Annotated in this window: 17 protein-coding genes; 7 read left to right on the top strand and 10 right to left on the bottom strand. The window is 44.5% G+C overall.

Annotated elements, in window-relative coordinates; genetic code table 11:
- Nucleotides 1-17 precede the first annotated feature (17 nt).
- The 3 genes from BUB99_RS04745 (at nucleotide 18) to BUB99_RS04735 (ending at nucleotide 7,411) form a co-directional block, all read left to right on the top strand.
- Nucleotides 18-3,575, top strand: coding sequence for a DUF4082 domain-containing protein (locus tag BUB99_RS04745; RefSeq protein WP_084190350.1), 3,558 nt, complete (start codon nucleotides 18-20; stop codon nucleotides 3,573-3,575).
- 72 nt (nucleotides 3,576-3,647) lie between these two features.
- The gene (locus tag BUB99_RS04740; RefSeq protein WP_073119839.1) at nucleotides 3,648-6,686 is read left to right on the top strand and encodes a histidine kinase dimerization/phosphoacceptor domain -containing protein; all 3,039 of its coding nucleotides are present in this window, start codon (nucleotides 3,648-3,650) and stop codon (nucleotides 6,684-6,686) included.
- A complete protein-coding gene (locus BUB99_RS04735) occupies nucleotides 6,686-7,411 on the top strand; it encodes a LytR/AlgR family response regulator transcription factor (RefSeq protein ID WP_073119838.1) in 726 nt (241 codons plus the stop codon). The genes BUB99_RS04740 and BUB99_RS04735 overlap by 1 nt, the downstream gene beginning before the upstream one ends.
- 255 nt (nucleotides 7,412-7,666) lie before the next feature.
- Here BUB99_RS04735 and BUB99_RS04730 read toward each other — a convergent pair whose 3' ends face one another.
- The 8 genes from BUB99_RS04730 to folP all read right to left on the bottom strand — a co-directional run bounded on the left by BUB99_RS04730 (nucleotide 7,667) and on the right by folP (nucleotide 16,295).
- Nucleotides 7,667-8,212, bottom strand: a complete 546-nt coding sequence (locus BUB99_RS04730) for a peroxiredoxin-like family protein (RefSeq protein WP_073119836.1) — start codon at nucleotides 8,210-8,212, stop codon at nucleotides 7,667-7,669.
- A 142-nt stretch (nucleotides 8,213-8,354) separates the two neighbouring features.
- Nucleotides 8,355-9,215, bottom strand: coding sequence for a toxin-antitoxin system YwqK family antitoxin (locus BUB99_RS04725; protein WP_245816796.1), 861 nt, complete (start codon nucleotides 9,213-9,215; stop codon nucleotides 8,355-8,357).
- A gap of 111 nt (nucleotides 9,216-9,326) precedes the next feature.
- Complete coding sequence (gene htpG, locus BUB99_RS04720) at nucleotides 9,327-11,222, bottom strand: molecular chaperone HtpG (RefSeq protein WP_073119834.1); 1,896 nt, start codon at nucleotides 11,220-11,222, stop codon at nucleotides 9,327-9,329.
- Between the two features lie 247 nt (nucleotides 11,223-11,469).
- Nucleotides 11,470-11,997 carry a glutathione peroxidase gene (locus BUB99_RS04715; RefSeq protein WP_073119833.1) on the bottom strand — a complete coding sequence of 176 codons (528 nt, stop codon included), beginning with the start codon at nucleotides 11,995-11,997 and terminating at the stop codon, nucleotides 11,470-11,472.
- 60 nt (nucleotides 11,998-12,057) lie between these two features.
- The gene (locus tag BUB99_RS04710) at nucleotides 12,058-13,878 is read right to left on the bottom strand and encodes a M14 family metallopeptidase (protein ID WP_084190349.1); all 1,821 of its coding nucleotides are present in this window, start codon (nucleotides 13,876-13,878) and stop codon (nucleotides 12,058-12,060) included.
- 124 nt (nucleotides 13,879-14,002) lie between these two features.
- The gene (locus BUB99_RS04705) at nucleotides 14,003-14,494 is read right to left on the bottom strand and encodes a DUF4293 domain-containing protein (protein WP_073119829.1); all 492 of its coding nucleotides are present in this window, start codon (nucleotides 14,492-14,494) and stop codon (nucleotides 14,003-14,005) included.
- Between the two features lie 49 nt (nucleotides 14,495-14,543).
- Nucleotides 14,544-15,443: a diadenylate cyclase CdaA gene (cdaA, locus tag BUB99_RS04700; RefSeq protein WP_073119827.1), complete on the bottom strand. Its 900-nt coding sequence runs from the start codon at nucleotides 15,441-15,443 to the stop codon at nucleotides 14,544-14,546.
- Between the two features lie 6 nt (nucleotides 15,444-15,449).
- A complete protein-coding gene (gene folP, locus BUB99_RS04695; protein WP_245816795.1) occupies nucleotides 15,450-16,295 on the bottom strand; it encodes a dihydropteroate synthase in 846 nt (281 codons plus the stop codon).
- A 45-nt stretch (nucleotides 16,296-16,340) separates the two neighbouring features.
- On the opposite strand from folP, the gene BUB99_RS04690 reads away from it, so the two are divergent.
- From BUB99_RS04690 to BUB99_RS04675, 4 genes are all read left to right on the top strand, one after another.
- On the top strand, nucleotides 16,341-16,877 hold the full coding sequence (locus BUB99_RS04690) for a DUF1599 domain-containing protein (protein ID WP_073119826.1): 537 nt from the start codon (nucleotides 16,341-16,343) through the stop codon (nucleotides 16,875-16,877).
- An 88-nt stretch (nucleotides 16,878-16,965) separates the two neighbouring features.
- Nucleotides 16,966-18,066 (top strand): BT_3928 family protein, encoded by a 1,101-nt coding sequence (locus BUB99_RS04685; protein WP_073119824.1) that lies wholly within the window; start codon nucleotides 16,966-16,968, stop codon nucleotides 18,064-18,066.
- Between the two features lie 18 nt (nucleotides 18,067-18,084).
- Complete coding sequence (locus BUB99_RS04680) at nucleotides 18,085-18,924, top strand: M48 family metalloprotease (protein WP_073119823.1); 840 nt, start codon at nucleotides 18,085-18,087, stop codon at nucleotides 18,922-18,924.
- A 296-nt stretch (nucleotides 18,925-19,220) separates the two neighbouring features.
- Nucleotides 19,221-21,254: an NADPH-dependent 2,4-dienoyl-CoA reductase gene (locus tag BUB99_RS04675; RefSeq protein ID WP_073119821.1), complete on the top strand. Its 2,034-nt coding sequence runs from the start codon at nucleotides 19,221-19,223 to the stop codon at nucleotides 21,252-21,254.
- A gap of 395 nt (nucleotides 21,255-21,649) precedes the next feature.
- Here the strand turns inward: BUB99_RS04675 and BUB99_RS04670 are convergent, their stop codons facing one another.
- A complete protein-coding gene (locus tag BUB99_RS04670) occupies nucleotides 21,650-22,294 on the bottom strand; it encodes a hypothetical protein (protein ID WP_073119819.1) in 645 nt (214 codons plus the stop codon).
- Nucleotides 22,295-22,386: 92 nt separating this feature from the next.
- Nucleotides 22,387-22,734: a hypothetical protein gene (locus BUB99_RS04665; RefSeq protein ID WP_073119818.1), complete on the bottom strand. Its 348-nt coding sequence runs from the start codon at nucleotides 22,732-22,734 to the stop codon at nucleotides 22,387-22,389.
- Nucleotides 22,735-22,915: the final 181 nt, after the last annotated feature.

Below are 22,915 nucleotides of genomic sequence, written 5' to 3'. Positions count from 1 at the left end.
ATCATAATCACATAATCATGAATAGATTATTTACACTAATAACAATCTTCCTATTGGCGCTGGGATCTGTAGCTGTCGCCCAGACTTCTCAGAGTCTGGATTATCAAGGGGTCTTAAGAAATGCTGAGGGGGAGTCTATAGCCAATAAGTCTGTCGAGGTTAGGTTCACTCTTTTGTCAGGTGGTGAAACTGGCAGTACAGTGTACGCGGAGGAGCATACCATTAGCACGAATGCCCATGGTCTGATTCAGGCCAAAGTCGGGAAAGGTGCTGCTCTTTCTGGTGTGTTTTCAGCCATAGATTGGAGTGTAGCCAATTACTTTTTGAAGGTAGAGGTTGATCTCGGTAGTGGATACGAAGATTTTGGCACAGCCGAACTATCAGCTGTGCCCTATGCGCTGTATGGTGAGGATGCTGATGCTGATGTGACCAACGAACTTCAAAGTCTTTCACTCACTGGATCAGTATTAGAAATAAGTGATGGAAACGCTGTTGATTTGGGTTCTTTAGGTGCAAACACCGATGATCAAACGCTTGCCTTAGCTGGGACGGAACTATCTATTTCTGATGGGAATACCATCGATCTAAGTAGCCTTCAGGATGGTACAGGGACAGACAGCCAAACGATGAGTCTTTCAGATCATACGCTCACACTTGAAAATGGAGGTGAGGTTGATCTTTCTGGGTATTTGGATAACAAAGATGAGCAAAACTTGAGTTTGGAGGGTGGTAGCTTATCCATATCAGGAGGAAATTCTGTCGATTTGGGAGTCCTTGGTGCAAATACAGACGATCAAGCCATTCGCCTTGATGGAACCACACTTACATTAGAAGATGGCGGTACGGTGGATCTTTCGGCCTTCATGGATGATACAGATACCAATACGCAGCTTTCCGAAACAGAGGTGGACGCATTTGTAGCCAACAATGGATACCTGACATCAGCGTCAGACGATCAAGCGATAAGTCTGGAGGGAAATATTCTTACCCTTGAGGATGGCGGTACGGTGGATCTTTCGGCCTTCATGGATGACACAGATACCAATACGCAGCTTTCCGAAACAGAGGTGGACGCTTTTGTAGCCAACAATGGATACCTGACATCAGCGTCAGACGATCAAGCGATAAGTCTGGAGGGAAATATTCTTACCCTTGAGGATGGCGGTACGGTGGATCTTTCGGCTTTCATGGATGATACAGATGCTCAGGACTTGGCCGACGTGCTTGGAAATGGAGCTGATGCCAATGAGACTACCATCACCAACTTAGCTGATCCGCTAAGTGCCCAAGATGCGGCTACTAAAAACTATGTAGACAGCCATGACCTAGGCGCTTTCTCAGAAACAGCCGATGTGATCTCCGCTGGAGATACAAATGATAATTTTGTGTTCGGCTCTAGCCAACTCGCAGATGACAATACTACGAGTGACGACAATAGCCGCATGTTTTTTGACAAAGGCAAAGCAGCCTTTAGGGCAGGATCAGCGAGTGCAGATCAATGGGATGATGCCCATGTAGGCAATCACTCGGTCGCACTAGGTGCCGACAATACAGCTAGTCAATATGCTACTGCAGCGATAGGAAATAACAATGAAGCCACTGCCAGTGGAGCCATCGCTATCGGTACTGATGCGAGGGCGACGGAAGAATACGCCATCGCAATAGGTCAATACAATAATGCGAGTGGATTAAATTCAATCGCAATGGGGTATACGACTACCGCGTCTGGATCAAACGCTACTTCTATTGGGTACCATACCACTGCTCGATCTGAAAGCGAGCTTGCGGTAGGAGCCTACAATACGGACTACATACCTGCAGGAGATGATACCGATAGAGCATTCGTCATCGGAAACGGGGAATCAGGAGCCAAATCTGATGCATTTACAGTGTATAAAAGTGGAGATGCTTTATTAGATGGTAATTTGTCTCTTGATGATCCGACGGAGGATGCACATGCTGTGACCAAAAGTTATGTAGATACGCAGGTCGCTGGTGCCAATACCAATGCAGAGGGTGATTTTGAAATTGCCAAAGCAGCTACAGAAGTAGTTGATGTAGATCAGCCGACATCTATCGGTAATAGCGTTTCTACAGATTTTGGGCAATCATTCATCGTTAATAATTTAGGTGAATTAACACGAATTGAATTTCAGCTGACTCAAATGGACCCTAATTCAGATTTTACCATTTCGGTTTATAAAGGTGAAGGATATGGAGGATCTCAGCTTATTTCAGAAGCCGTTACATTGGCTTACAATCCTGAAGTATCATCGCATCAATTTTCTACTCCTATCTCGGTAGAACCTGGCAGTACTTTTACATTTAGAGTAGTGGCTGGTGAAGATGCCAATATAAGGGCTGGAAGTGCAGCCGCTAATGTATATGATGATGGCGCCATGTACCATAACGGTACTATACAGCCAGCAAATGACATTAAGTTTAAAACATACGTGAAGACGCCTGCAATAGCCGGATTACTGGTCGATGATAATTTCAATGTGGGAATTGGCACAAAATCACCTCACGCAAGTGCCGCATTGGATATATCATCTACAGAAAAGGGTCTCCTCATTCCTAGAATGACCCCTGCAGAACGAGATGCGATATCCTCACCGGCCGCAGGATTATTGGTTTACAATACAGAGGATAATGAAATCAATAAGTACAATGGATCAGCTTGGGTAGGCGAAACGGTAGATACGGATACGGATGAGCAAAACTTGAGCAATGTACTTAGTCAAGGTGCCAATGCCGGGGGTGTTGCCATCACGAATCTGGCTGATCCAAGCAATGCGCAAGATGCAGCGACTAAAGCGTACGTGGATCAAAATTTACAGTCATACGATTCCCAAGGCAATATCAACTTCGAAGTGTTGGATTACGCAGGGTCATCATCATTAAGCGCGCACTTCAATCCTTCTAATTATAATGCTCAGCTACCAGTAGAAACGAAAATAGGCCAGTCGTTTACAGCCGAAAGCTCAGGTGTGTTAACCAGAGTAAGAATGAGGTACGCCGTTCAAAACAATTCGCAGGGTACCTATACTTTAACGATCAGAAGCGGACAGTCATTATCAGGTACTGTTCTTTATACCGCCACGATCAACCCCTCAACCTCCAATCAATTGGTGACAGCCGATGTGACATTGTCGGAGGAGGTGAACATAGTGGCCGGTCAAAAATATACAATCAGTATCGCCATCTCGGATACATCCTATAAAATATACATGATAGCAAATTCTGGAGATGAATATTCAGGTGGTATAGCTATGGGCAACGTTACGGGTAATTTTACATACGGTGACAATTACTTTCAAACCTATGTGATAGGGAAGGATGAACCCAAAACCGCTATTCACGCCAATAATGAAAACGTAGGGATATTTACAGACACGCCAGATGCGAGTGCTGTGCTCGAAGTTAGCTCTACCACAGGGGGATTCTTGCTACCTAGAATGACGACAACAGAGCGTGATGAGATAGCATCTCCTGCTGATGGTCTGATGATATACAACACAACAACAAGCAAGTTTCAGGGAAGAGCAGGTGGTGCTTGGGTAGACTTAAACTAAAAAAGTACTTAATCTTATTCTCTAAATTAAGGAAACCGGCCATTTTTGGCTGGTTTCCTTTATTTTCGAAACATGCAAAAACTGACTTACATTACAGTCTTTCTGAGTCTTATTTGTTTCCCGATTTTCTCGCAGAACAAGCTGACGATCAATGAAGAGGGGCTCCCTCCTATACAGCATTACAGCTCAGATACCTATCAAGGAAATGATCAGGTTTGGGATATCATCCAAGATGATCGTGGACTAATCTACATTTCTACGACGTCCTCTTTGAATGAATTTGATGGTGAAACTTGGAGATCCATCCCGATCCAATCAGGACAAATTGGATTTTCATTTACCAAAACAGAAAGCAATAGAATATACCTCTGTGGATGGGATATGATAGGTTATCTGGCACCAGACGCCAGTGGACTCATGCGTTTTCAGTCTTTGAAAGAAAAGTTACCTACAGACCTGCACTTTGGTGTGCTCGGTTTGGTCAAGAGCTACGGCAGTAAAATTGCTTTTTCGGGAAGTGAGTCCGTGTTGATATATGACGAAACTACCAAGACGTTTTTGTATGAAAATACGGATCAAGTAAGTAATGCCCTTTTCTTAATGGATGGAACAATCAACTTTCATGTCAGAGGCAAAGGGCTGGTGCAATTGGATGCAGATACCTTATCCGCCACGCCTAGAGGTGATTATTTTAGGGATATTGTGGTTTCGGGTGCAGTTCAAATAGACGAGTCGGCCGTCTTGATTTCTACCTACTACCAGGGTATTTACTATCATTCGGTGGATACGACTTATGAGATTGAGGCTTTGAACATGCCCTATTATAAATCCAAGTATCCGAATTCTGTTTTTAAAATTTCCGATGCTTACTATGGCATAACGCTGTTGCAGGGAGGGCTGATCATCGTCAATGACAAATTCGAACCTGTCATTCATCTCGATAAATCCAATGGACTGACAAATGAGGTGTATCGCGGATTTGTTGATGCTTCTGACAACTTATGGCTGGGGAGCAACGAAGGCTTGTTCAGAGTTGATATTTCTTCTGCACATTCCATCATTGACACACGCCTTGGTGTGGAGGGCAATGTATTGGATGCGAAAATCATCGATGACCAAATTTATGTTGGCACTTCGCAAGGTATCTATTCCCGTCCGTGGCGTCCCACAGCGGCCGATGAAATAAAGCTAAAAAACAGAGCGTTTAGTCGGGTGAAAAATTCCGAACTGTACAATGAGATGATGCTGGGTGGCAAAAAACAGATTTTGACAAAATCAGGAGGTACGACTGGCGTCATAGAGGAGGATGAATACAAAGTACTATTGACCCAACGGTCGGATCAAGCTTATGCTTTGACGTACTTGCGGGATTCCGCTTTTGCCATCACTTCGGGGGTAAGTGGGAAATATGTAGAATTATTTGAATATACAAACAGTAAATGGACACATCGAAAGACCTTGTTTTCTGATAGTCTGCCTGATAGCGCACTTAAATTCAGATATGATGCCAAGTCGGGCAGAATTTGGGGCGCGAATTTGAAGCACATATTTAGCTTTAACATCAACAGCAGCATGGATTCGATAATAAGCTACAAGCAGTATACGGTGAAGGACGGAATACCAGATGAAGAACCGCCAATGCTTAACTGGATTGATTCAGAAATAGGTTTTGGTGCCAAGGGTGGTTTTTATCGATTCGACTCATCGCGAGAGCAGTTGGTCAAGTCATCTATATTTCAGGATGTGTTTGATGATGTACAATTGGTTACCCTCACTAAGGAATCCGATGCTGTTTATTGGTATTCATCTGACCACTATAAAAAAGGGAGGGTTCAATTTACCGAGCAAGGTCATGCCACTTTGGATTCGGGTGTTTGCAACGTACTGGAAGGCAATAATCAATGGATTGAATATGTAGAAGGTTTCGGCGCATTGGTAGCGGGGAGTACTGGACTTTACATCATTCCCAAAGGGAAAGAAGTCAATTCAGCATTCAATTTTGATCCGTTGATTCGACGTGTGAAGGTCATTGCGAATATGGACTCGACGATATTCAATGGTGTCTACATGGACGATGATCCCCAACCCGTAACGCTCCATCCTTCGATGAATGCATTTCGGTTTGAGGTATCTGCGCCGTATTATCGCTACGCTGATCAGAACTTGTACGCGTTTAAGCTAGAACCCTTCGATGAAGAATGGACCCAATGGACTGATTTGAATCAAAAGGAATACACCAATCTGTCACCCGGTCAATACACTTTCAGTGTGAAGGCGCGCAATGCTTTTTTTGATGAAAGTGCCGTGGCTAAGTTTGAGTTTGTGGTCGAAACTCCCTGGTACCAAACGCTTTGGATCTATGGTTTGTATTTATTGCTATTAATAGGACTGATCTATTTGATCGTGGGTTGGAATACCAAACGATTGAAGCAGGAGAATGTAAAGTTGGAAGGAATCATCGAGGAGCGCACCTCCGAGATTCGCAACCAAAAAAACATCATAGAAAAAGCCCTACTAGAGCGAGAGTCGCTACTCAAAGAAATCCACCATCGTGTCAAAAACAATCTCCAGATCATTGCTTCTCTGCTCTACCTACAGTCTGGAAAATTCGAAGATGAGGATTTCAAAAAAGTGCTGGAAGAGGGACAGGGCAGAGTTCGTTCGATGGCTTTGATTCATCAAAAACTATACGAAAATGACGATTTGAAGAGCATTCCTTTTGGGGAGTACCTGCAAGAGTTGGTGGGAGAAATCAGGGCTTCATTTGGTATGAAAAACGTGCAGCTAAATATAAAAGCTGATAATGTGTTTTTTGATGTGGATACGGCAGTTCCTCTTGGTCTGATAGTTAATGAAATTGCGACGAATGCATTTAAATATGCTTTTGATGAAAAAGGAACTGGATCGTTTAGCATTTTTCTGTCTAAGGAAAATGGAACCTATATTCTCAATATCAAAGATGATGGGAAAGGGCTTCCTAGCGAGATTGATATTCGGAAGACCAAGTCTCTGGGGTTACGGTTGGTTCGAATGCTCAGCCAGCAATTGGAAGGGGAGTTTAACTTTGAGACCCATAATGGAACGAGCTTTAAACTAGAATTTGCGGCCTGATGAGTAAAATCAAAATACTGATAGTAGAAGATGAGATGATCATCGCAGAATCCATTTCCGATATGCTAGAAGAGCTGGGGTACGAAGTGACGGAGATCTGTATCAGAGCAACAGAAGCTTTGAAAGCAATAGAAAGGGAGATGCCAGATTTGGCACTTTTTGATATTCAACTCAAAGGTGAGGAAACGGGGCTGTGGTTGGCCGAACAAATCAGGGAGAGAAGGGATTTTCCGTTTGTTTTTCTAACCTCCTATGGAGATAAAAAAACCATCGATCAGGCAGTCAACCTTTCCCCTTATGGCTACTTACTCAAACCCGTAGAAAAAGGGCATTTGTATAGTGCTGTGGAGGTCGCTATCAAAATATTCACAGAACAAGCAGGGGACGAGGAGAGTGAAATGGTGGTGGTTCGTGATAGTTTTTTTGTCAAGGAAGACTATCAATATGTCAAAATCAGCCTAGATGACATCTGCTACCTCAAATCGGACAATAATTATTTGGAGATATATACCCCTACAAAACGGCATATTATACGCTCTACTTTAAAAGATTTTTTGTCTCAAATAGGGGATAAAAAATTTATCCAGGTACATCGGTCCTATGTAGTGAATGCTCTTAAAATAGATTCATTCAATAGCTCCATGGTGCAGGTAGGGGCTTATGAGGTGCCGATGGTCAAAAAATATAAAGATGTACTTGTCAAAGTGTTTAATACAATTGCTTGATGTAGTATCAATTTTGATTGTTACTAGTACTTCTATCATGTAGATCACGGTTGCTACTCACTTCCCAAATTCAGCAGGAAACATCCTAGGTCAACTCCCCAAATACAAAAAAATGTGCTTGTCACTAAAAGCAACTAGAGATCCCAGTAACAATGTTTCCGTTTGTCTTATTCTTCCTTTTATCAATCATCTGCTGGTCACTCGCTTAAGAGTCGTCTTCAATTGTTCTCACACTTGAGTTCATTAGACAAGCTATTATGATTTTATAAAATTTTCTAAATCAGCGATTGTGATGTGGTCACGAATGTGGGCACCATAGTGAGCGGTATGTATCTTTTGATCGGTATCAATCAAAAAATCTGCGGGTATCAGTGTCATTGTTGATTTGTCCTTGGTTTTGGGTACCTCGATGGTAGCGCCTTCTTTCATTGCACTGACCGCCCCACTCTGAAAGAAGGTTTTCATCATTTTGAGGGCTGATGCTTCGATACCATATTGACCATATACTTGTTTTTTGGGGTCGCCAATGAGCGGTATCGGCGAAGCTTTCTTGTGCAAGAGGCTACTATTCAGCACCTCGGCAGAACTCTCAAAAAATAGAATCATGTGAAGTCCCATTTTTTCTAGCTCCTCACGGCGTTTGGATAGATCTCTGACGCGTAGATTACAAAACGGACAACTCACATCCCTAAAAAAGCTAAGCAAGACACGTTTGCCTCTGTAGTCTGCCAGCGAAACGGGATTACCATAAATATCTTGAACTTTAAAATCAGGTGCGATTTGTCCTTGGTGTAATTTCATATTTGCCTTATAAGATTGAAAAATAGTGTCGCTCCACAGAATAATATGGAGTTATGCTGATTCAACCCTATCTTTCGGCGAATAGTTCCAATACTGGATTAATTACTCAAACCTGTAACAGGAGCAATGTGATGGTGAGGTGTTATTGATCGTTCTCATAGATCAGCTTGCCATGCTCGTCCCATTCACGGATAATGTAGGGGACGAAATCCTCATCGAAAGGGTCTTTAGAATAGATGATTTCACGTTTTCGACGATTGCGCTGATCATAGTATTCACGCCAGATGCCGACACGATGATCAAACTGATATTCGCCATAAGCAGCCAAGTTGCCACTTTCATGAAAGGCGTAGTAGTTGCCTTCCTTCTCGCCGTAGTGCACAGGGATGATCTCTTCGATCTGGCGCTCTTCGCGGTTATGATAAGATACAAGGGACTCTTTGGGCCATCCCTTGTAGTATTTTTCTTTGTTTTGAAGGATGTTGTGTTTGTTCCATTCGGACCATCGACCATGCTTGACCCCCATGTAAAACACCCCTTCTTCTAGGATTTGATCTCCTAGCATTTTTTTATAAGGGCCATGTAGTATGCCTGCATTTCCTTCATCTATCTTTCTGGAATTAACGATTTTCCTTCGCCTAAAGTCATACCAATATACATCTCGTACATAAGGTACTGGTTCTTCATACACTTTGAGATAGAAGAACAATTCCAACACTACATTATCTCCGAATCCAGTACGTGTATACCCTTTTCTAGTCTTCTTTCCATAGAAGACTTTACGCTTCGGTTTTTTCTTTTTGAGCTCGATTTCTCGATCTTCTTCCTCAGCGTCTAGATCTACCGTCAGTGGTACTTCGTACTCATTTTCGGTTTGGAGCAGTTCGTCATCACTACCGTACTCCTGAGATAGGGTGGGTAGCGACAGCCCAGTCACGCACAGTGCTGTGGCTAGTAATTTCGTATGTAGCGCATTCCATCTCATATATGCGATATTAATCAAAAAGAGGCTATTACAAAAGCCTATCCCGCAGATCACCTGATTTGGCGAAACTACGACATGTGTTTTGCAACAGCCTCTTCTCTTTATTTCAATTTGCCTAGAAGCGCTTGCTTAGTTGGTGCTCAGCTCTACAGATCTGTTAATGAACTGTGTAAGGGCTTCTCCCTCTAATAATCCCTGTGACAACAAGGCTAAATCATAAGCCTGACGCGCTAGTTTCTCCTTAGCGTCCTCTTGGTCGCTACCGAGTACTTTGGCTACCAATGGGTGATTGGCATTGATCGCTACGTTGTACTGATCAGGCATATCTCCCATCATCATCATGCCACCACCACCTTGGCGCTGCATATCCTTCATGCGTCGCATGAACTCTGGCATGGTCACGATGACTGGCATTTCATCAGAAGCCAACGACTCCACCGCTACCGTAGAGTTCTTGTCATTGATCGCTTTCTCAAAGATCGTTTTCGCCTTCTCTTTGTCGTCATCTGACAATACAGATTCGATTTTCTCGTCTTTGTTGATCAGCTTGTCTACTGTCTCAGCGTCTACACGCTTGAGCTGAGTCTTCTCTAGCTTGTGTTCTAACGTACCAATGAAGTGCGAATCTAACTGGCCATCCATCTTCAGTACATCATAAGACTTCTTCTTGATAGACTGGATGAAAGTGTGCTGCTTCGCTGGATCAGTCGAGTAGAGGTAGACGAGGTTGTCATCTTTGTCTTTCTGTAGTGCTTCGGTTTTGGTTTTGTACTCATCGAAGTTGAAGAATTCACCATCTACGTTTTCTAGCAATGCAAAGTCTTTCGCTTTGTCGTAAAACTTCTCATCACTCAGCATTCCGTACTTTACGAATAATCCGATATCAGACCATTTTTTCTCGTACTCTGCTCTATCTTTTTTGTAAAGCTCACCCAGTTTATCGGCTACTTTCTTCGTGATGTATGAATTGATTTTCTTCACGTTACCATCTGCTTGCAAGAAGCTTCTCGATACGTTGAGTGGAATATCTGGTGAATCAATCACCCCATGCAGCAACATCAAAAACTCAGGCACAACATCTTTTACTTCGTCCGTGATGAATACCTGACGAGAGTACAGCTGAATCTTGTTCTTTTGCATCTCGAAATCATTCTTCACCTTAGGGAAGTAAAGAATCCCCGTCAGGTTGAACGGGTAGTCCACATTCAGATGGATCCAAAACAAAGGCTCCTCAGAGAAAGGATATAGTTCTCTATAAAACGCCAAGTAATCCTCATCGGTCAGTTCCGATGGAGATTTGGTCCATAGTGGCGCAGGATTGTTGATGATATTGTCTTCTTTGACCGTTTTGTATTTAGGCTTGTCCTCATCGTCCTTGCCATCTTCTACTTGCTTGTCTTTCTCACCGAATTTCACTTCGATAGGCAAGAATTTACAATATTTGTCTAAGATTCCCTGTAGTCTCGCTTCGTTCAAGAACTCTGCTGAGTCCTCCATATTGACATGCAAGATGATGTCCGTACCACGCTCAGTTCTGTCTCCTTCGCTGATTTCGAACTCTGTAGAGCCATCACATATCCATCGAGCAGGCTCAGAACCTTCTACGTGAGATAGTGAATTGATCTCGACTTTTTCTGCCACCATAAAGGCCGAGTAAAACCCTAGCCCAAAGTGACCGATGATTTGCTGCTCATCGCCTTTGTCCTTGTATTTCTCTACGAACTCAGTGGCTCCAGAAAATGCGATCTGGTTGATGTACTTCTTGATATCCTCAGCAGTCATACCGATACCACGGTCGCTGATAGTAATGGTCTTGGCTGCTTCGTCAAAGCTAACCTCCACTCTCAAATCTCCCAGCTCACCTTTGAACTCGCCGATTCCAGAAAGTTGCTTCAACTTCTGCGATGCATCGACAGCATTTGAAACCAACTCTCTCAAAAAGATCTCGTGATCCGAGTAAAGGAACTTCTTGATGATTGGAAAAATATTCTCGGTGTGAATCGAAATATTACCTTTCTCTTGCATGATGTATTTATGTTTTACTATTTGATTAAAACTAAAAATTATAATCCCCCTGTGGCAAAACTCATTCCAAAGCGCAAAGCCCGACGATCTGTGACAGGATGACAGAAAACAAAAGCAAGAGTGTCAGTGATCTGTCAAATTCAACATCTACTGAGGGTGGATTTGGTCTAGTTTTTGGGAAATAAAAAATCCCTACCAGTACATCGCACCGAAAGGGATTTTGTAAATCTGTCTATGTTTTCTAGAATCAGTCCAAGTATTTTGTTATGTCCTCGCTGAGTGGCTTCACGTTAGAAGAAAAATACTCGATCAATTGGCCATTTTCATCAACCAAAAACTTATTGAAGTTCCAAGATACTTTATAGTCTCCTTTGCCATTTTCGGATTTACTTGTGAGCCAAGTATAAACAGGGTGCTGTTCATCACCTTTTACATTGATTACTGTCGTCATGGGAAAAGTGACGCTGAATTCTTCGGTACAAAACTGCTTGATCGAAGACTCTAAATCTAGCTCCTGACCAGCAAACTGATCACATGGCATGCCCAGTACGACCAAAGACTCTTTGTACTTTTCGGATAGAGCTTGTAGATCTTTGTACTGTGGCGTGTACCCGCATTTAGATGCGACATTGACGACTAGGACTTTCTTGCCTTTGAACTGGTTGAAATCGATAACCTGATCACTGTCCAGTGCATTGACTTTGAAATTGTAAAAAGAAGACTCCATGCCCGTAGTGGCAAAAAGTATAGATAGTGTTATGATAAGTGTTTTCATAGTGATTCGATTTTAGGGTTGTTCATTTTTTTTATACTCCGAAACCGCCGCAATGGTTATTTAATTCAGCTCTCTCGTGACAGGGTAGACTTTCCATTGCTTGTCATAATAAGGCGATTGCTGGTAGAACCATTCGTAGATCGCACGAGGAGACTGAGCAAAAACACTATCAGTAGCCTTCTTCGATTCAAAACGCTCCTTCAGTTTAGCATCCTTAGCCAACATCTGCTCTGCCAGTGGCTCGATCACATACTCCTCGATGTATTCGGTACGAGAGAAGATACTGTGAAAATACCCCCACTGTAGAAAACTATCCGGTGAATCAGGCTCTAGTAGCAATGCCACCAATCTGCCCAAGGGTTGATCTGTCGAAATGCGCGCAGAACCAGGTGCATAAGTAACGAGTCGAGTCGTCTTGCCCAGTTCAAAATCACCACAACGGACATGCCCCTCAAAGGGCATGGCATTCATCGAAAATTCTTCTATCGTATATTGTTGGACTTGCTGCACTTCTGGTTTGGTGATGATGTCCACCTTTACACCATGGGCTTTGAGTTTATCGATGATCACAGCCCACTCAGCAGGTACCCAATATGCCTTGGGCATGGAGACCACTTTGTTAGGCTCATTCATTCGGCGTACAACTATTTCTTCTTCATAGGGTGTTCCTGTCCACGCGATGTATTCACCATCCGTGATAGACGAAGGTTTCATCTCGGATTTTATCCCTTTTAGTAACATAGAGTCCGCCAATGATTCGCTGAGACTATAGGACAACACCACTGAGTCTGGTCTACTCGCTTGGTCCATTTCCTTGGCTTTTCTTAGTTGTTTTCCTTCCTTGGCTAGGATCTTTATTGTCTGCTCTAACAGTACATAAGTGCCCAATACCCTCTGATTATAAGGTTTTAGTGAGTGATTTTCCACCAAAATACTCGGCACGTGTCGCAAGTCTCCATAAGCATCCGAAAACCTCGGACTAAATTCATATTCGGCATTGCCTTCACTAAAATCCCGGTCATTGAACGCAAACATCAATGGGCCTGGCACGTGTCCGTTAGCGGTGAGTGCTTTGTCTACTGCAGGCTTGAACACACGGTCCAGCCAGAGCGAGCTGTACTGCGAGTGCCCCGCATCCCCAGGCCACCCATAGGTGATATCAAACTGGTAATCTGCGCCATCCGTTACATGCAGATCTAGATAGAGATCAGGCTCATATTCATTGATCACTTGGACGATGGCCTGTACGCCAGCAGTTTCTAATTTAGAATAATCTCTATTGAGGTTGAGGTTTTGCGCGTTGGTACGCCAGCCCATATTTTTAGGACCTCTTTGATTGACTCGGTTATAAGGAGATATCCGTTCGTGTCCATCGGTATTCAAGATCGGAACGAAAAGTAGATTGACTTTGTCTAGTAGTTTTTCCTTGCCACCAACGGCAATATCTCGCAGTAGCATCAGCCCTGCATCTTTGCCATCTATCTCGCCGGCATGTATTCCCGCTTGGACAAGTAGTAGGGGTTTATTACTGTTTTTCAATCCCTGAACTGTGAAATTCTCCTCAGAAGAAGCAATCACCATCACAATATCTCGCTGTTGTTCACTTTCGCCTATCGTTGTGAGGTGGAGCAGAGACCCATTATCCATCAACCTAGATAACCACGCTACGGTCTCTTGGTAGCTAGGCGTCTCCGTCATACCCGACTGCTCGCAATAGGAAATCCATGGATCGTCCTCATCGGCGATCAACAGTTCGCTCATGCCCGTCCATGGCATGACGGGGGGTAGTATTCCCTGTCCCATGACTGGAGAGAGTGTGACTACACAAAGTAATAGAAGCCCACTTCTGAGCAGGCGGCTTATTAGATTGGGATTTTGCATGCCCAAACATACAAAGGAAATAAATGGCTAGGGAATGAAAGTACCACAGGTTTGCGTGTAGAGATTAGATTTTTACATCAGCGTTGAGACAAATATCTAGTGTCTAAATACCCATATATGACATTTACCGAATACGATCAGCAGACTTGACCAATTGTTCGTCTCTACGGATAAATCTGTTGGAGAGAACATTGAAGAGCATCGCGGACATGAACATGTAGAAGCCAAATAGGTAATTGCCCTGTATCTGTGGTAGCAGTATTTTATTTGCTTCGAGAATCCAATAGACGGATAGTCCTAAGGCTACTGCCATCACGAGCGAATTCAGTGCACCGAGTTTGATCTGCAAAAGTCGGTTGTTGAACTTGAAAATAGAGTATAGTGCTATCCCTGCTGCGAGCAGTGCGATGCCTGCGATGTAGTATAAAGGAGTCTCTGTGATGACTTGCTGTTCACCTGTGTCGATATCCATTTTGGTATGCTGTAGTGTGAGTGCTGTCACGGTGACGGTTTCACTCTTTTCAACATCGACTTTATTCCATAGAGGTAAGAAAACCAAGGTTACTAGGCTGGCTGCTACAAAAAACAGAAAGATGGATTGTACTCTTTGTATCATGATAAGGGGTATTCAAATTTTCGGCAAAGCTATAGAAAAAGGCTGTGAATTATGCATCTGCCTTTGTGCTAAGCTTACTGATCGTGTCTGATTCTTTAATTGGCTTTTTGAGTGTATCACTACCTTCTTTATTTTTATTCTTTTTCTCTGACATCAGGTAGTCGTAGATTCTACTGCGGACTTCTTTGGTGGACAGGTTGTGCTCGTACTCCCCATTGCGAGCAGTCGTCAGCTGACCAGTCTCTTCGGAGACGATCACGACCAGCGAATCCGTGCTTTCGGACATCCCGATAGCCGCACGGTGTCTTAGCCCGAAATTAGCAGGAATGTCATCGCGTTCTGAGACAGGTAGGATGCATCTCGCTGCTACGAGCTTGTTGTTGTTGATAATGGCTGCACCATCGTGTAGCGGTGAGTGTTTGTTGAATACGGCCAACAAGAGACGTTTGGAAACGATTGCGTCCATTCTATCTCCAGAGTCGGCAAAGAATTTCAATTCCGAACTCTTCGAAAATACAATCAACGCTCCGGTATTCGTACCACTCATGGTCTTGATAGCGTCTATCAGTGGGGTCAGGAATGTGATATGACTTTCGTCAAACTTGTGTCTCCAAAATTGCTTGACATTCTTAAATAGGTTTCCTTCTTCGAATATCGTCGTACGACCGATTAGCAAGAGGAACTTTCGAATCTCCTGTTGGAATAGGATAATCACAGCAATCACCCCTACACCCATAAATTGTCCTAATATCAGACTCACGAGCTCCATATTGGCAGCTTGTACGACGAGGTAGATCAAATAGAGGAACAAGAAACCCAAGAAAATCTTGATGGCAACTGAACCGCGCATCAATTTGTACACTTGATACAGCAGTATAGTCACAAAGAATATATCAATGATATCTACCCACTCTACTTCTAAAAATCCTATATGAAATCCTAAAATCACTTGTTTCTATTGCTTTAATTGTTCGTATAGCGTCACTGCCTCTTTGGCTTCTTTCACATCATGCACTCGTAGGATTGATGCTCCTTTGATCAGACTGGTCATATTCAGTGCTGTAGTACCATTGAGTGCATCATCAGGCCCGCCACCGAGTGTCTTAAATATCATCGATTTGCGCGAGACACCACATAGTATCGGTGCATCGAGCATCCAAAGCAGTTCTAGCTTGCTGAGCAACGCAAAATTCTGCTCCCTGGTCTTTGCAAAGCCAAAGCCAGGGTCGATGACTATGTCTTTTACGCCCTGTTTTTTCAAAAGATTGAGCTTCACGTTAAAATAATCAATAATATCCGAAACTAGGTCTCCATAGTCTGTCATTTGCGACATGGTCTGTGGATTGCCACGCATGTGCATCATGATATAGGGTGCTTGGAGTGCTGCGACCAACTCAAACATACGATCATCCAGTTCTCCCGCCGAGATGTCATTGATGATGGCAGCGCCTGATTGGATACTTGCCTCCGCTACGTCTGCTCTGAAAGTATCTACAGATACCACCGCTTCTGGAAAGGCCCGTATAATATGTGCTATCGCCTCAGTAGCCCGCAAGCGCTCATCCTCCACCGTCACCTCTGCTGCGCCTGGACGACTGGAGTAGGCGCCTACATCTAGAATGTCTACTCCCTCAGCGAGCATATTTTCTGCTTTGTGGAGAAGGTCTCGGTTGGATTTGATTTTGCCTCCATCATAGAAAGAGTCAGCAGTTATATTGACGATCCCCATGATTTTAGGGATGGACAAATCCATGAGTTGACCTTTTACATTTATAAAATAAGGCGTAGGTGTTGCGATCAAATTGATTAATTTTAGCCGCTCAAAACGGTTGAAAACAGCAAATCATTGGAAGAAAAAACAGTAAGCGAATATAGAGAAGTTATCAGGGGTTGTAAAGATATTTTCGAAAAGAAAACCAAGGACTATGGGACGGCTTGGCGGATTTTGAGAACATCCTCTCTCACCGATCAGATATTCATCAAAGCCAAAAGGATACGGTCTATTCAGGAAAAGGGCGAGCAAAAAGTGCAGGAGGATATACAAGGTGAGTTCATCGCCATCATCAACTATTGTATCATGGCGATCATACAGCTCAGATGGGAGGATGACAGCAAAATGGAAATCCCCTATGCTGAACTCGAGCCACTCTACGATCAAATCGCTGACGACACCATGCATCTGTTGATCAACAAAAACCATGACTATGGCGAAGCGTGGAGAGACATGAGAGTCAGCTCGATGACGGATATCATCCTTATGAAAATCCTACGTACCAAACAGATCGAGGACAACCAGGGTAAAACACTCATCTCGGAAGGGGTAGATGCTAACTATCAGGACATGATCAACTATGCGGTATTTTGCCTGATCAAACTGAGATAGCGAACAACCACAGCAAACAATGACATGGGCAAGAAAGAGAAACCTCCTTGCTCACCAAGCGTAACAGCAAACTAAAAAACAACAAACTATGCTCAAACACTTCAATACAGTCTTAAGATTATTGGTCGGAGGATTGTTCATCTTCTCAGGACTCATCAAAGTCAACGACCCAGTGGGGACCTCTATCAAACTAGAAGAGTACTTCGAAGTATTCTCGGTGGAGTTTGCCAGTTTCTTTCATGTATTTGTACCTGTAGCACTCCCATTGGCGGTAATCTTGGTGGTACTAGAGGTCGTGTTGGGCATTGCCATCATCATCAACTACAAGCCTAAGTTGACGCAGTACACGATCCTTGCTTTGATTATCTTCTTTACCTTTTTGACAGGCTACTCAGCGATCACCAATACGGTGACAGACTGTGGGTGCTTTGGCGATGCGATCAAGCTGACACCTTGGGAGTCCTTTACCAAAGACATTATCCTACTGGTCATGATAGCGGTCATTATTTTCGTCGATAAAAGGGGATCCCAAGATCAATCTGCTACGATGGTGGGACACGGGATTATCGGTGCTACGACCATTGTGAGTTTGGTACTCTCTATCACTGCGATCAATCATCTTCCCTTCATAGACTTTAGAGCGTACAAGATAGGGGACAGCATCCCTGCCAACATGAAACCCTCTGAGCCTTTCATCTACGAATACCTCGTGGAGAAAGATGGTGAAGAATATACCTTCAACGAATACCCTAACGACAAGTCGTATAACTTCATCTCCATGACCCATGTCAATCCAGAGGCTGCTCCGACTATCACTGATTTTGCGGTATGGAACGACGAGGGGGACTTTACCGAAGAGGTGTTTCAGGGCAATAAACTCTTTGTTATTCTCTATGATGTGAACAAAAGCGACCTAGAGGGACTCGCCGAGATCAATACGCTCACGCAGAGCCTCGCCGGAAAAGTAGAAATATTTGCCCTCACCGCTTCTGCTGCGAACACCTACGAAGCGTTTGCTCAAAAAAATCAAATAAAAGTACCCTACTACTACACAGATGCTACAGTACTGAAGACCATCACCCGGTCCAATCCAGGGCTATGGCTCTTGCAGGACGGGACGGTTAAAGGAAAATGGCACTACAATGATGTTCCGAATTACAGCGAAGTGTTAGATTTGCTAAATTTGTAAGTATAAAACACTGAAGATATGAAACATACTACTACTCGTCTCCTTCTCACTGCCCTCGTATTCGTCGGGACACTATCTAGTTGTGACAAGAACAACAACCTCTCACTCTTCTCTGTCAGCAATGACCTAGAACTAGGCCAACAAGTCGCTGCTCAGATCGCAGCAGACCCTACGACCTATTCCATCCTGCCCGAATCAGGTAATGAGGAAGCCTATGCCTACCTCGAAGCGATGACTGACGAAATCCTCAACTCGGGTGAAGTTCAGTACAAAGACGAGTTTGCATGGGAAGTGCACATCATCGACCAAGACGTGCTCAATGCCTTTTGCACACCCGGAGGATACATCTACGTCTACACTGGGCTGATCAACTATCTAGACAATATCGACGATCTGGCAGGCGTGATGGGACATGAAATCGCCCATGCAGATCTCAGACATTCGAGTCGATCGCTCCAAAAGCAATATGGCATCAGCACACTGCTCAGTATCTTATTGGGAGACGGCGGCAATGAAATCGCTGAAATCGCCGCGGGGTATGCCAACGGTCTCGTCTCTCTGAAATTTTCTCGGGATCATGAGGAAGAGTCTGATGCACGGTCAGTAGAGTATCTTGCCAGTACAGACTACGCCTGCAACGGTGCAGCGACTTTCTTCCAAAAGTTATTGGCTGATGGACAAGGGTCGTCTAGTGGACTGGAAACCTTCCTGAGTACACACCCCTCTTCAGATAGCCGAGTAGAAGATATCAACGCCAAAGCAGATGAAGTCGGCTGTAACACTTCTCTTAGTGATGACAATACGAACGGGATGACTTACGCTGAGTTCCAAGCCTTGTTCGCAGCAGAAGCAAAATAGGAGTTTAGACTGCTAGAGTTAAGAACCTACCGAAGATTGAAAAATAGTCTTCGGTAGGTTTTTTTTATGAGCGACACCCTATCCTCTAAAAAGTAGGGGCGTTGAATTTTAGTTTGGTGTAGCTGTTGGATTTCAGTCAGATCAAAACCACACAGACCTTGGCGTAGAGAAAATATTCTTTCTAGCAAAGTCATATGACAGGTCTTTGGTGCGTGAGAATAAATAGACCGAGACACACTGTTGTCTACGAGCGAAAAATCCAGTAAACTTAGGGGAACAACATTAGATGAAAGACCATGAGTGAGCACCCATACCCACACTTGTTTGCGCCATTGGATTTAGGTTTTACGACACTGAAAAACCGATCCTTGATGGGATCCATGCATACAGGATTAGAAGAGACCAAAAACGGATTTGAGAGAATGGCCGCATTCTATGCGGAGCGCGCCAGAGGAGGAGTAGGCCTCATCGTGACGGGGGGAGTAGCACCGAGTCGACAGGGCTGGGTAGGACCGTTTTCTGCTAGGATGACCAAGCGAAAACATGCTAAACAGCACCGAGTCATCACGGATGCTGTGCATGCGGAGGGAGGTAAGATTGCCATGCAGATCCTGCATTCGGGACGCTATGGCTACCACCCGTTAAATGTCGCTCCCTCGGCCATCAAGTCACCGATCTCGCCTTTCAAGCCTTTTGCACTCAGCAACCGAGGGGTGAAAAGTACCATCAAAGATTTTGCGAATAGCGCCTACTGGGCCAAAGAAGCCGGCTATGATGGTGTGGAGGTCATGGGGTCTGAGGGCTATCTGATCAATCAATTCATCGCGGCTAAAACCAATCGTAGAACAGACCAATGGGGTGGTGCGTATGAAAATCGCATCAAGTTCCCCATAGAGATCGTCAAGGCTGTGCGAGCAGCAGTAGGTCCTGAGTTTATCATCATATATAGGCTGTCCATGTTAGACCTAGTGCCAGGAGGTAGTTCGTGGGAAGAGGTCGTGCAGCTAGCCAAAGAAATAGAAAAAGCCGGTGCGACGATCATCAATACAGGGATCGGCTGGCACGAGTCGCGTATCCCGACGATCGCTACGATGGTGCCACGAGGGGCTTTCAGCTGGGTGACGCGAAAACTTAAAGAGGAAGTGAGCATCCCACTGATCACGACCAATCGAATCAATATGCCGCAGGTGGCAGAACGGATTTTGTCGGATGGAGATGCGGACATGGTGTCTATGGCGAGACCTTTTTTGGCTGATCCCGAACTGATGCGCAAAAGCGAGACCTCTCGTGAAGATGAGATTAATACCTGTATAGCCTGCAATCAGGCCTGTCTGGATCATGTGTTCAAACGAAAAATCGCCAGTTGTTTGGTCAATCCCAGAGCCTGTCATGAGACCGAGATCGTAGCGTCTCCTGTCACGACTGCCAAACGCATCGCGGTAGTGGGGGCAGGGCCAGCGGGTATGGCATTTGCCAGTACGGCGGCCGAACGGGGACACATGGTGACGCTCTACGATGCTGCGAATCAGATCGGGGGACAGTTCAATATCGCCAAGAAGATACCAGGCAAGGAGGAGTTTTATGAGACACTGCGCTACTTTGGCAAAAGGCTAGAGCTGACAGGTGTCACGGTCAAACTGAACACTAGGGTAGATGCAGATCAGCTGATTGCAGAGGCGTACGACGAGGTGATTGTCGCGACAGGGATCTCGCCACGTAGGCCTGGGATCACGGGCGTGGATCATGCCAAGGTGATGTCCTACCTCGATGTGCTGCGAGACGAAAAACCAGTAGGCGAACGTGTAGCGATCATCGGAGCAGGTGGGATAGGTTTTGATGTAGCGGAGTACTTGACAGCAGGGGACGAAAGTGCTAGTTTGAGCACCGCGGAGTTCCTGAAAGAGTGGGGAGTAGACCCTCTCAACGAAGTGCGTGGAGGCGTAGAGGGAGTCAAAGCACAGCCGCATGTTGCTGCGCGTCAGGTGACGATGTTTCAGCGGAGCAAAGGCAAGATGGGCGCCAATCTGGGCAAGACGACGGGATGGATTCATCGTCTGGCGCTCAAAGGCAAGAAGGTCAAGATGATCACGGCTGTCGCTTATGATCGGATCGATGACGAGGGACTGCACTATACCCGAGATGGCCAGCAGCACGTGCTGGCCGTAGATCATGTGATTCTCTGTGCTGGGCAGTTGTCGGAGGATCGTTTGGCAGTGGAGCTAGAAGAGAAGGGCGTCAAAGTCAGTAAGATCGGCGGAGCTGATGTAGCTGCCGAACTAGATGCCAAACGTGCCATAGATCAGGCGGTTCGGTTGGCTGTGAGCGTGTGATCGCTAGAGTGAAAAAATAAAGATGAATCTGTGTTTCTGGCTAGTGAGCGAAGATTACTTCGGTATCCACCTGTCGGTAGACGGGTCAAGATTCATTGTTCGAAACCTGTTTGCTAAAAACTAAATCTGTGGATGTTTTGGATGCTTTGTCCTCAAGCCGGACTGGCCATGCCTATGGCAGATAAACGCTTCCTTTTTTCATTGCCAAAAAAGGAAGCAAAATGACTTTGCTATCACTAAACGTTAATCCCTTCTTCAAATATGGATTACCCTAATCGGTATACACGCCATTAGATTTTAGATACAGAAACGAGTTCAATTTTTATCTAGATACTAAAACCTAAATACTAGTACCTGTGTTGGAGGTAAAGGCACTAGTCACGTATGCCGAATGATTATTTAGTGGTCTTCACATACTTTGACTTGACTACTTGTTTGGTGAGTTTTTTGGAGAATTTTCCGATGGCTTTTTCTACTTCACCGACTCTCATTTTGGTATCGCTAGAGAAAAGCGGATCAGTACTGGTCGCCAAGAACAAATCCGACTGAACCTCCATGATGTTGGAACTGACCGTATCGAAGTAGTTGCCATAGGCATAGTCTCCCCAGGAATAGACTCCTGTATTGTTGATGACGACTCCAGAGCTGTTATAGCTCGGGGTACCCGCTCCCGTATATTGTGATTGTTGGTTGTAGGAGTAGGCATTTTGTTTCTCGATATCTACCAGTTTGACGAGTAGTACGCCATCAGCTCCGTTGCGTTTGCTGACTGCTGCGACTTCTTTGGCAGTGAGGTGTTCTGATCCGCCCAGTCGTGTATTGTGACTTAAAACCGTACTGACACCATAGTCAGAGAATTCAAATGCAAGTTCTTCTTCGAGTACTCTACGGTTTTCGATTGTTTGCACCAGTACGATGACGAGTAGTTTTTCGATTTTCGGTTTATCATCCCCGTTTTGGTCTTTTTGTCCTGTAGTTGCGAATAAAGAGCCAATACCCAATGTAGTGATGACTGTAGCCAGTAGAAGTCTGCGAAGCATATTCAATGTTTTTTTAGAATTAAACCCAAAAATAGACATATCCAGTCAGTCAGGATAGGGTGAAAGTCATATTTAACATAAATCCGCGTGAATTACTCTTTGACGACTTTCAAAGAAGGCTCGTTGATTTCGTTGAAGATTCCTTTTTTGTGATTAGGCTCCATCAAAAAAGACATGGACTGGTTGTCCGACAGATAGAGGTAGTTGCCCAGGCTATCCACCTCGTCAAAGTAAAACATAACCGGCTCTGCAAAGATTTGCATTTCGACTTCAAACGTCCGGTGCATCGTGTAGACAATGGCATGGTAGTCATCGCCGACCAAGTAGCTGCCCTCGAACAGCTCTTCGCTCAGTTCTTCGGGTGTTTTTTCTCCGTTTTTTTTGGAAGGGGAGCAGGCCAAAACGAATCCTAGGGCCAACATGAGATAAATAGATTTCATACGCGTAATTCTAGTAGTCGTGAGCGAAACCAGTCATGGATTCCCTCGGGTCTACAAGGTACAAATCGTCACAAGAATATAAAAATGAGAGCACGTATTATTATTAGAGTGAGGAGTAGTTATGAGTTCGTTCACTAAACCACCCTGATCATTGACTAACCCAACGGATTGTTCCACTACG

Origin of the sequence: Reichenbachiella agariperforans, from assembly GCF_900142205.1 — a bacterium.
Taxonomy (GTDB): domain Bacteria; phylum Bacteroidota; class Bacteroidia; order Cytophagales; family Cyclobacteriaceae; genus Reichenbachiella; species Reichenbachiella agariperforans.
The sequence above is the reverse complement of the archived record's forward strand: the minus strand, read 5'-3'. Positions and strand labels throughout refer to the sequence as shown.

Excerpts from the sequence above, each read along its gene's own strand:
- BUB99_RS04680 (WP_073119823.1), top strand. The coding sequence starts at position 18,085 with ATGAAACATACTACTACTCGTCTCCTTCTCACTGCCCTCGTATTCGTC.
- htpG (WP_073119834.1), bottom strand. The coding sequence starts at position 11,222 with ATGCAAGAGAAAGGTAATATTTCGATTCACACCGAGAATATTTTTCCA.
- BUB99_RS04740 (WP_073119839.1), top strand. The coding sequence starts at position 3,648 with ATGCAAAAACTGACTTACATTACAGTCTTTCTGAGTCTTATTTGTTTC.
- BUB99_RS04735 (WP_073119838.1), top strand. The coding sequence starts at position 6,686 with ATGAGTAAAATCAAAATACTGATAGTAGAAGATGAGATGATCATCGCA.
- BUB99_RS04710 (WP_084190349.1), bottom strand. The coding sequence starts at position 13,878 with ATGCAAAATCCCAATCTAATAAGCCGCCTGCTCAGAAGTGGGCTTCTA.
- BUB99_RS04670 (WP_073119819.1), bottom strand. The coding sequence starts at position 22,294 with ATGCTTCGCAGACTTCTACTGGCTACAGTCATCACTACATTGGGTATT.
- BUB99_RS04675 (WP_073119821.1), top strand. The coding sequence starts at position 19,221 with ATGAGTGAGCACCCATACCCACACTTGTTTGCGCCATTGGATTTAGGT.
- BUB99_RS04715 (WP_073119833.1), bottom strand. The coding sequence starts at position 11,997 with ATGAAAACACTTATCATAACACTATCTATACTTTTTGCCACTACGGGC.
- BUB99_RS04745 (WP_084190350.1), top strand. The coding sequence starts at position 18 with ATGAATAGATTATTTACACTAATAACAATCTTCCTATTGGCGCTGGGA.
- BUB99_RS04705 (WP_073119829.1), bottom strand. The coding sequence starts at position 14,494 with ATGATACAAAGAGTACAATCCATCTTTCTGTTTTTTGTAGCAGCCAGC.
- BUB99_RS04685 (WP_073119824.1), top strand. The coding sequence starts at position 16,966 with ATGCTCAAACACTTCAATACAGTCTTAAGATTATTGGTCGGAGGATTG.
- BUB99_RS04730 (WP_073119836.1), bottom strand. The coding sequence starts at position 8,212 with ATGAAATTACACCAAGGACAAATCGCACCTGATTTTAAAGTTCAAGAT.
- BUB99_RS04665 (WP_073119818.1), bottom strand. The coding sequence starts at position 22,734 with ATGAAATCTATTTATCTCATGTTGGCCCTAGGATTCGTTTTGGCCTGC.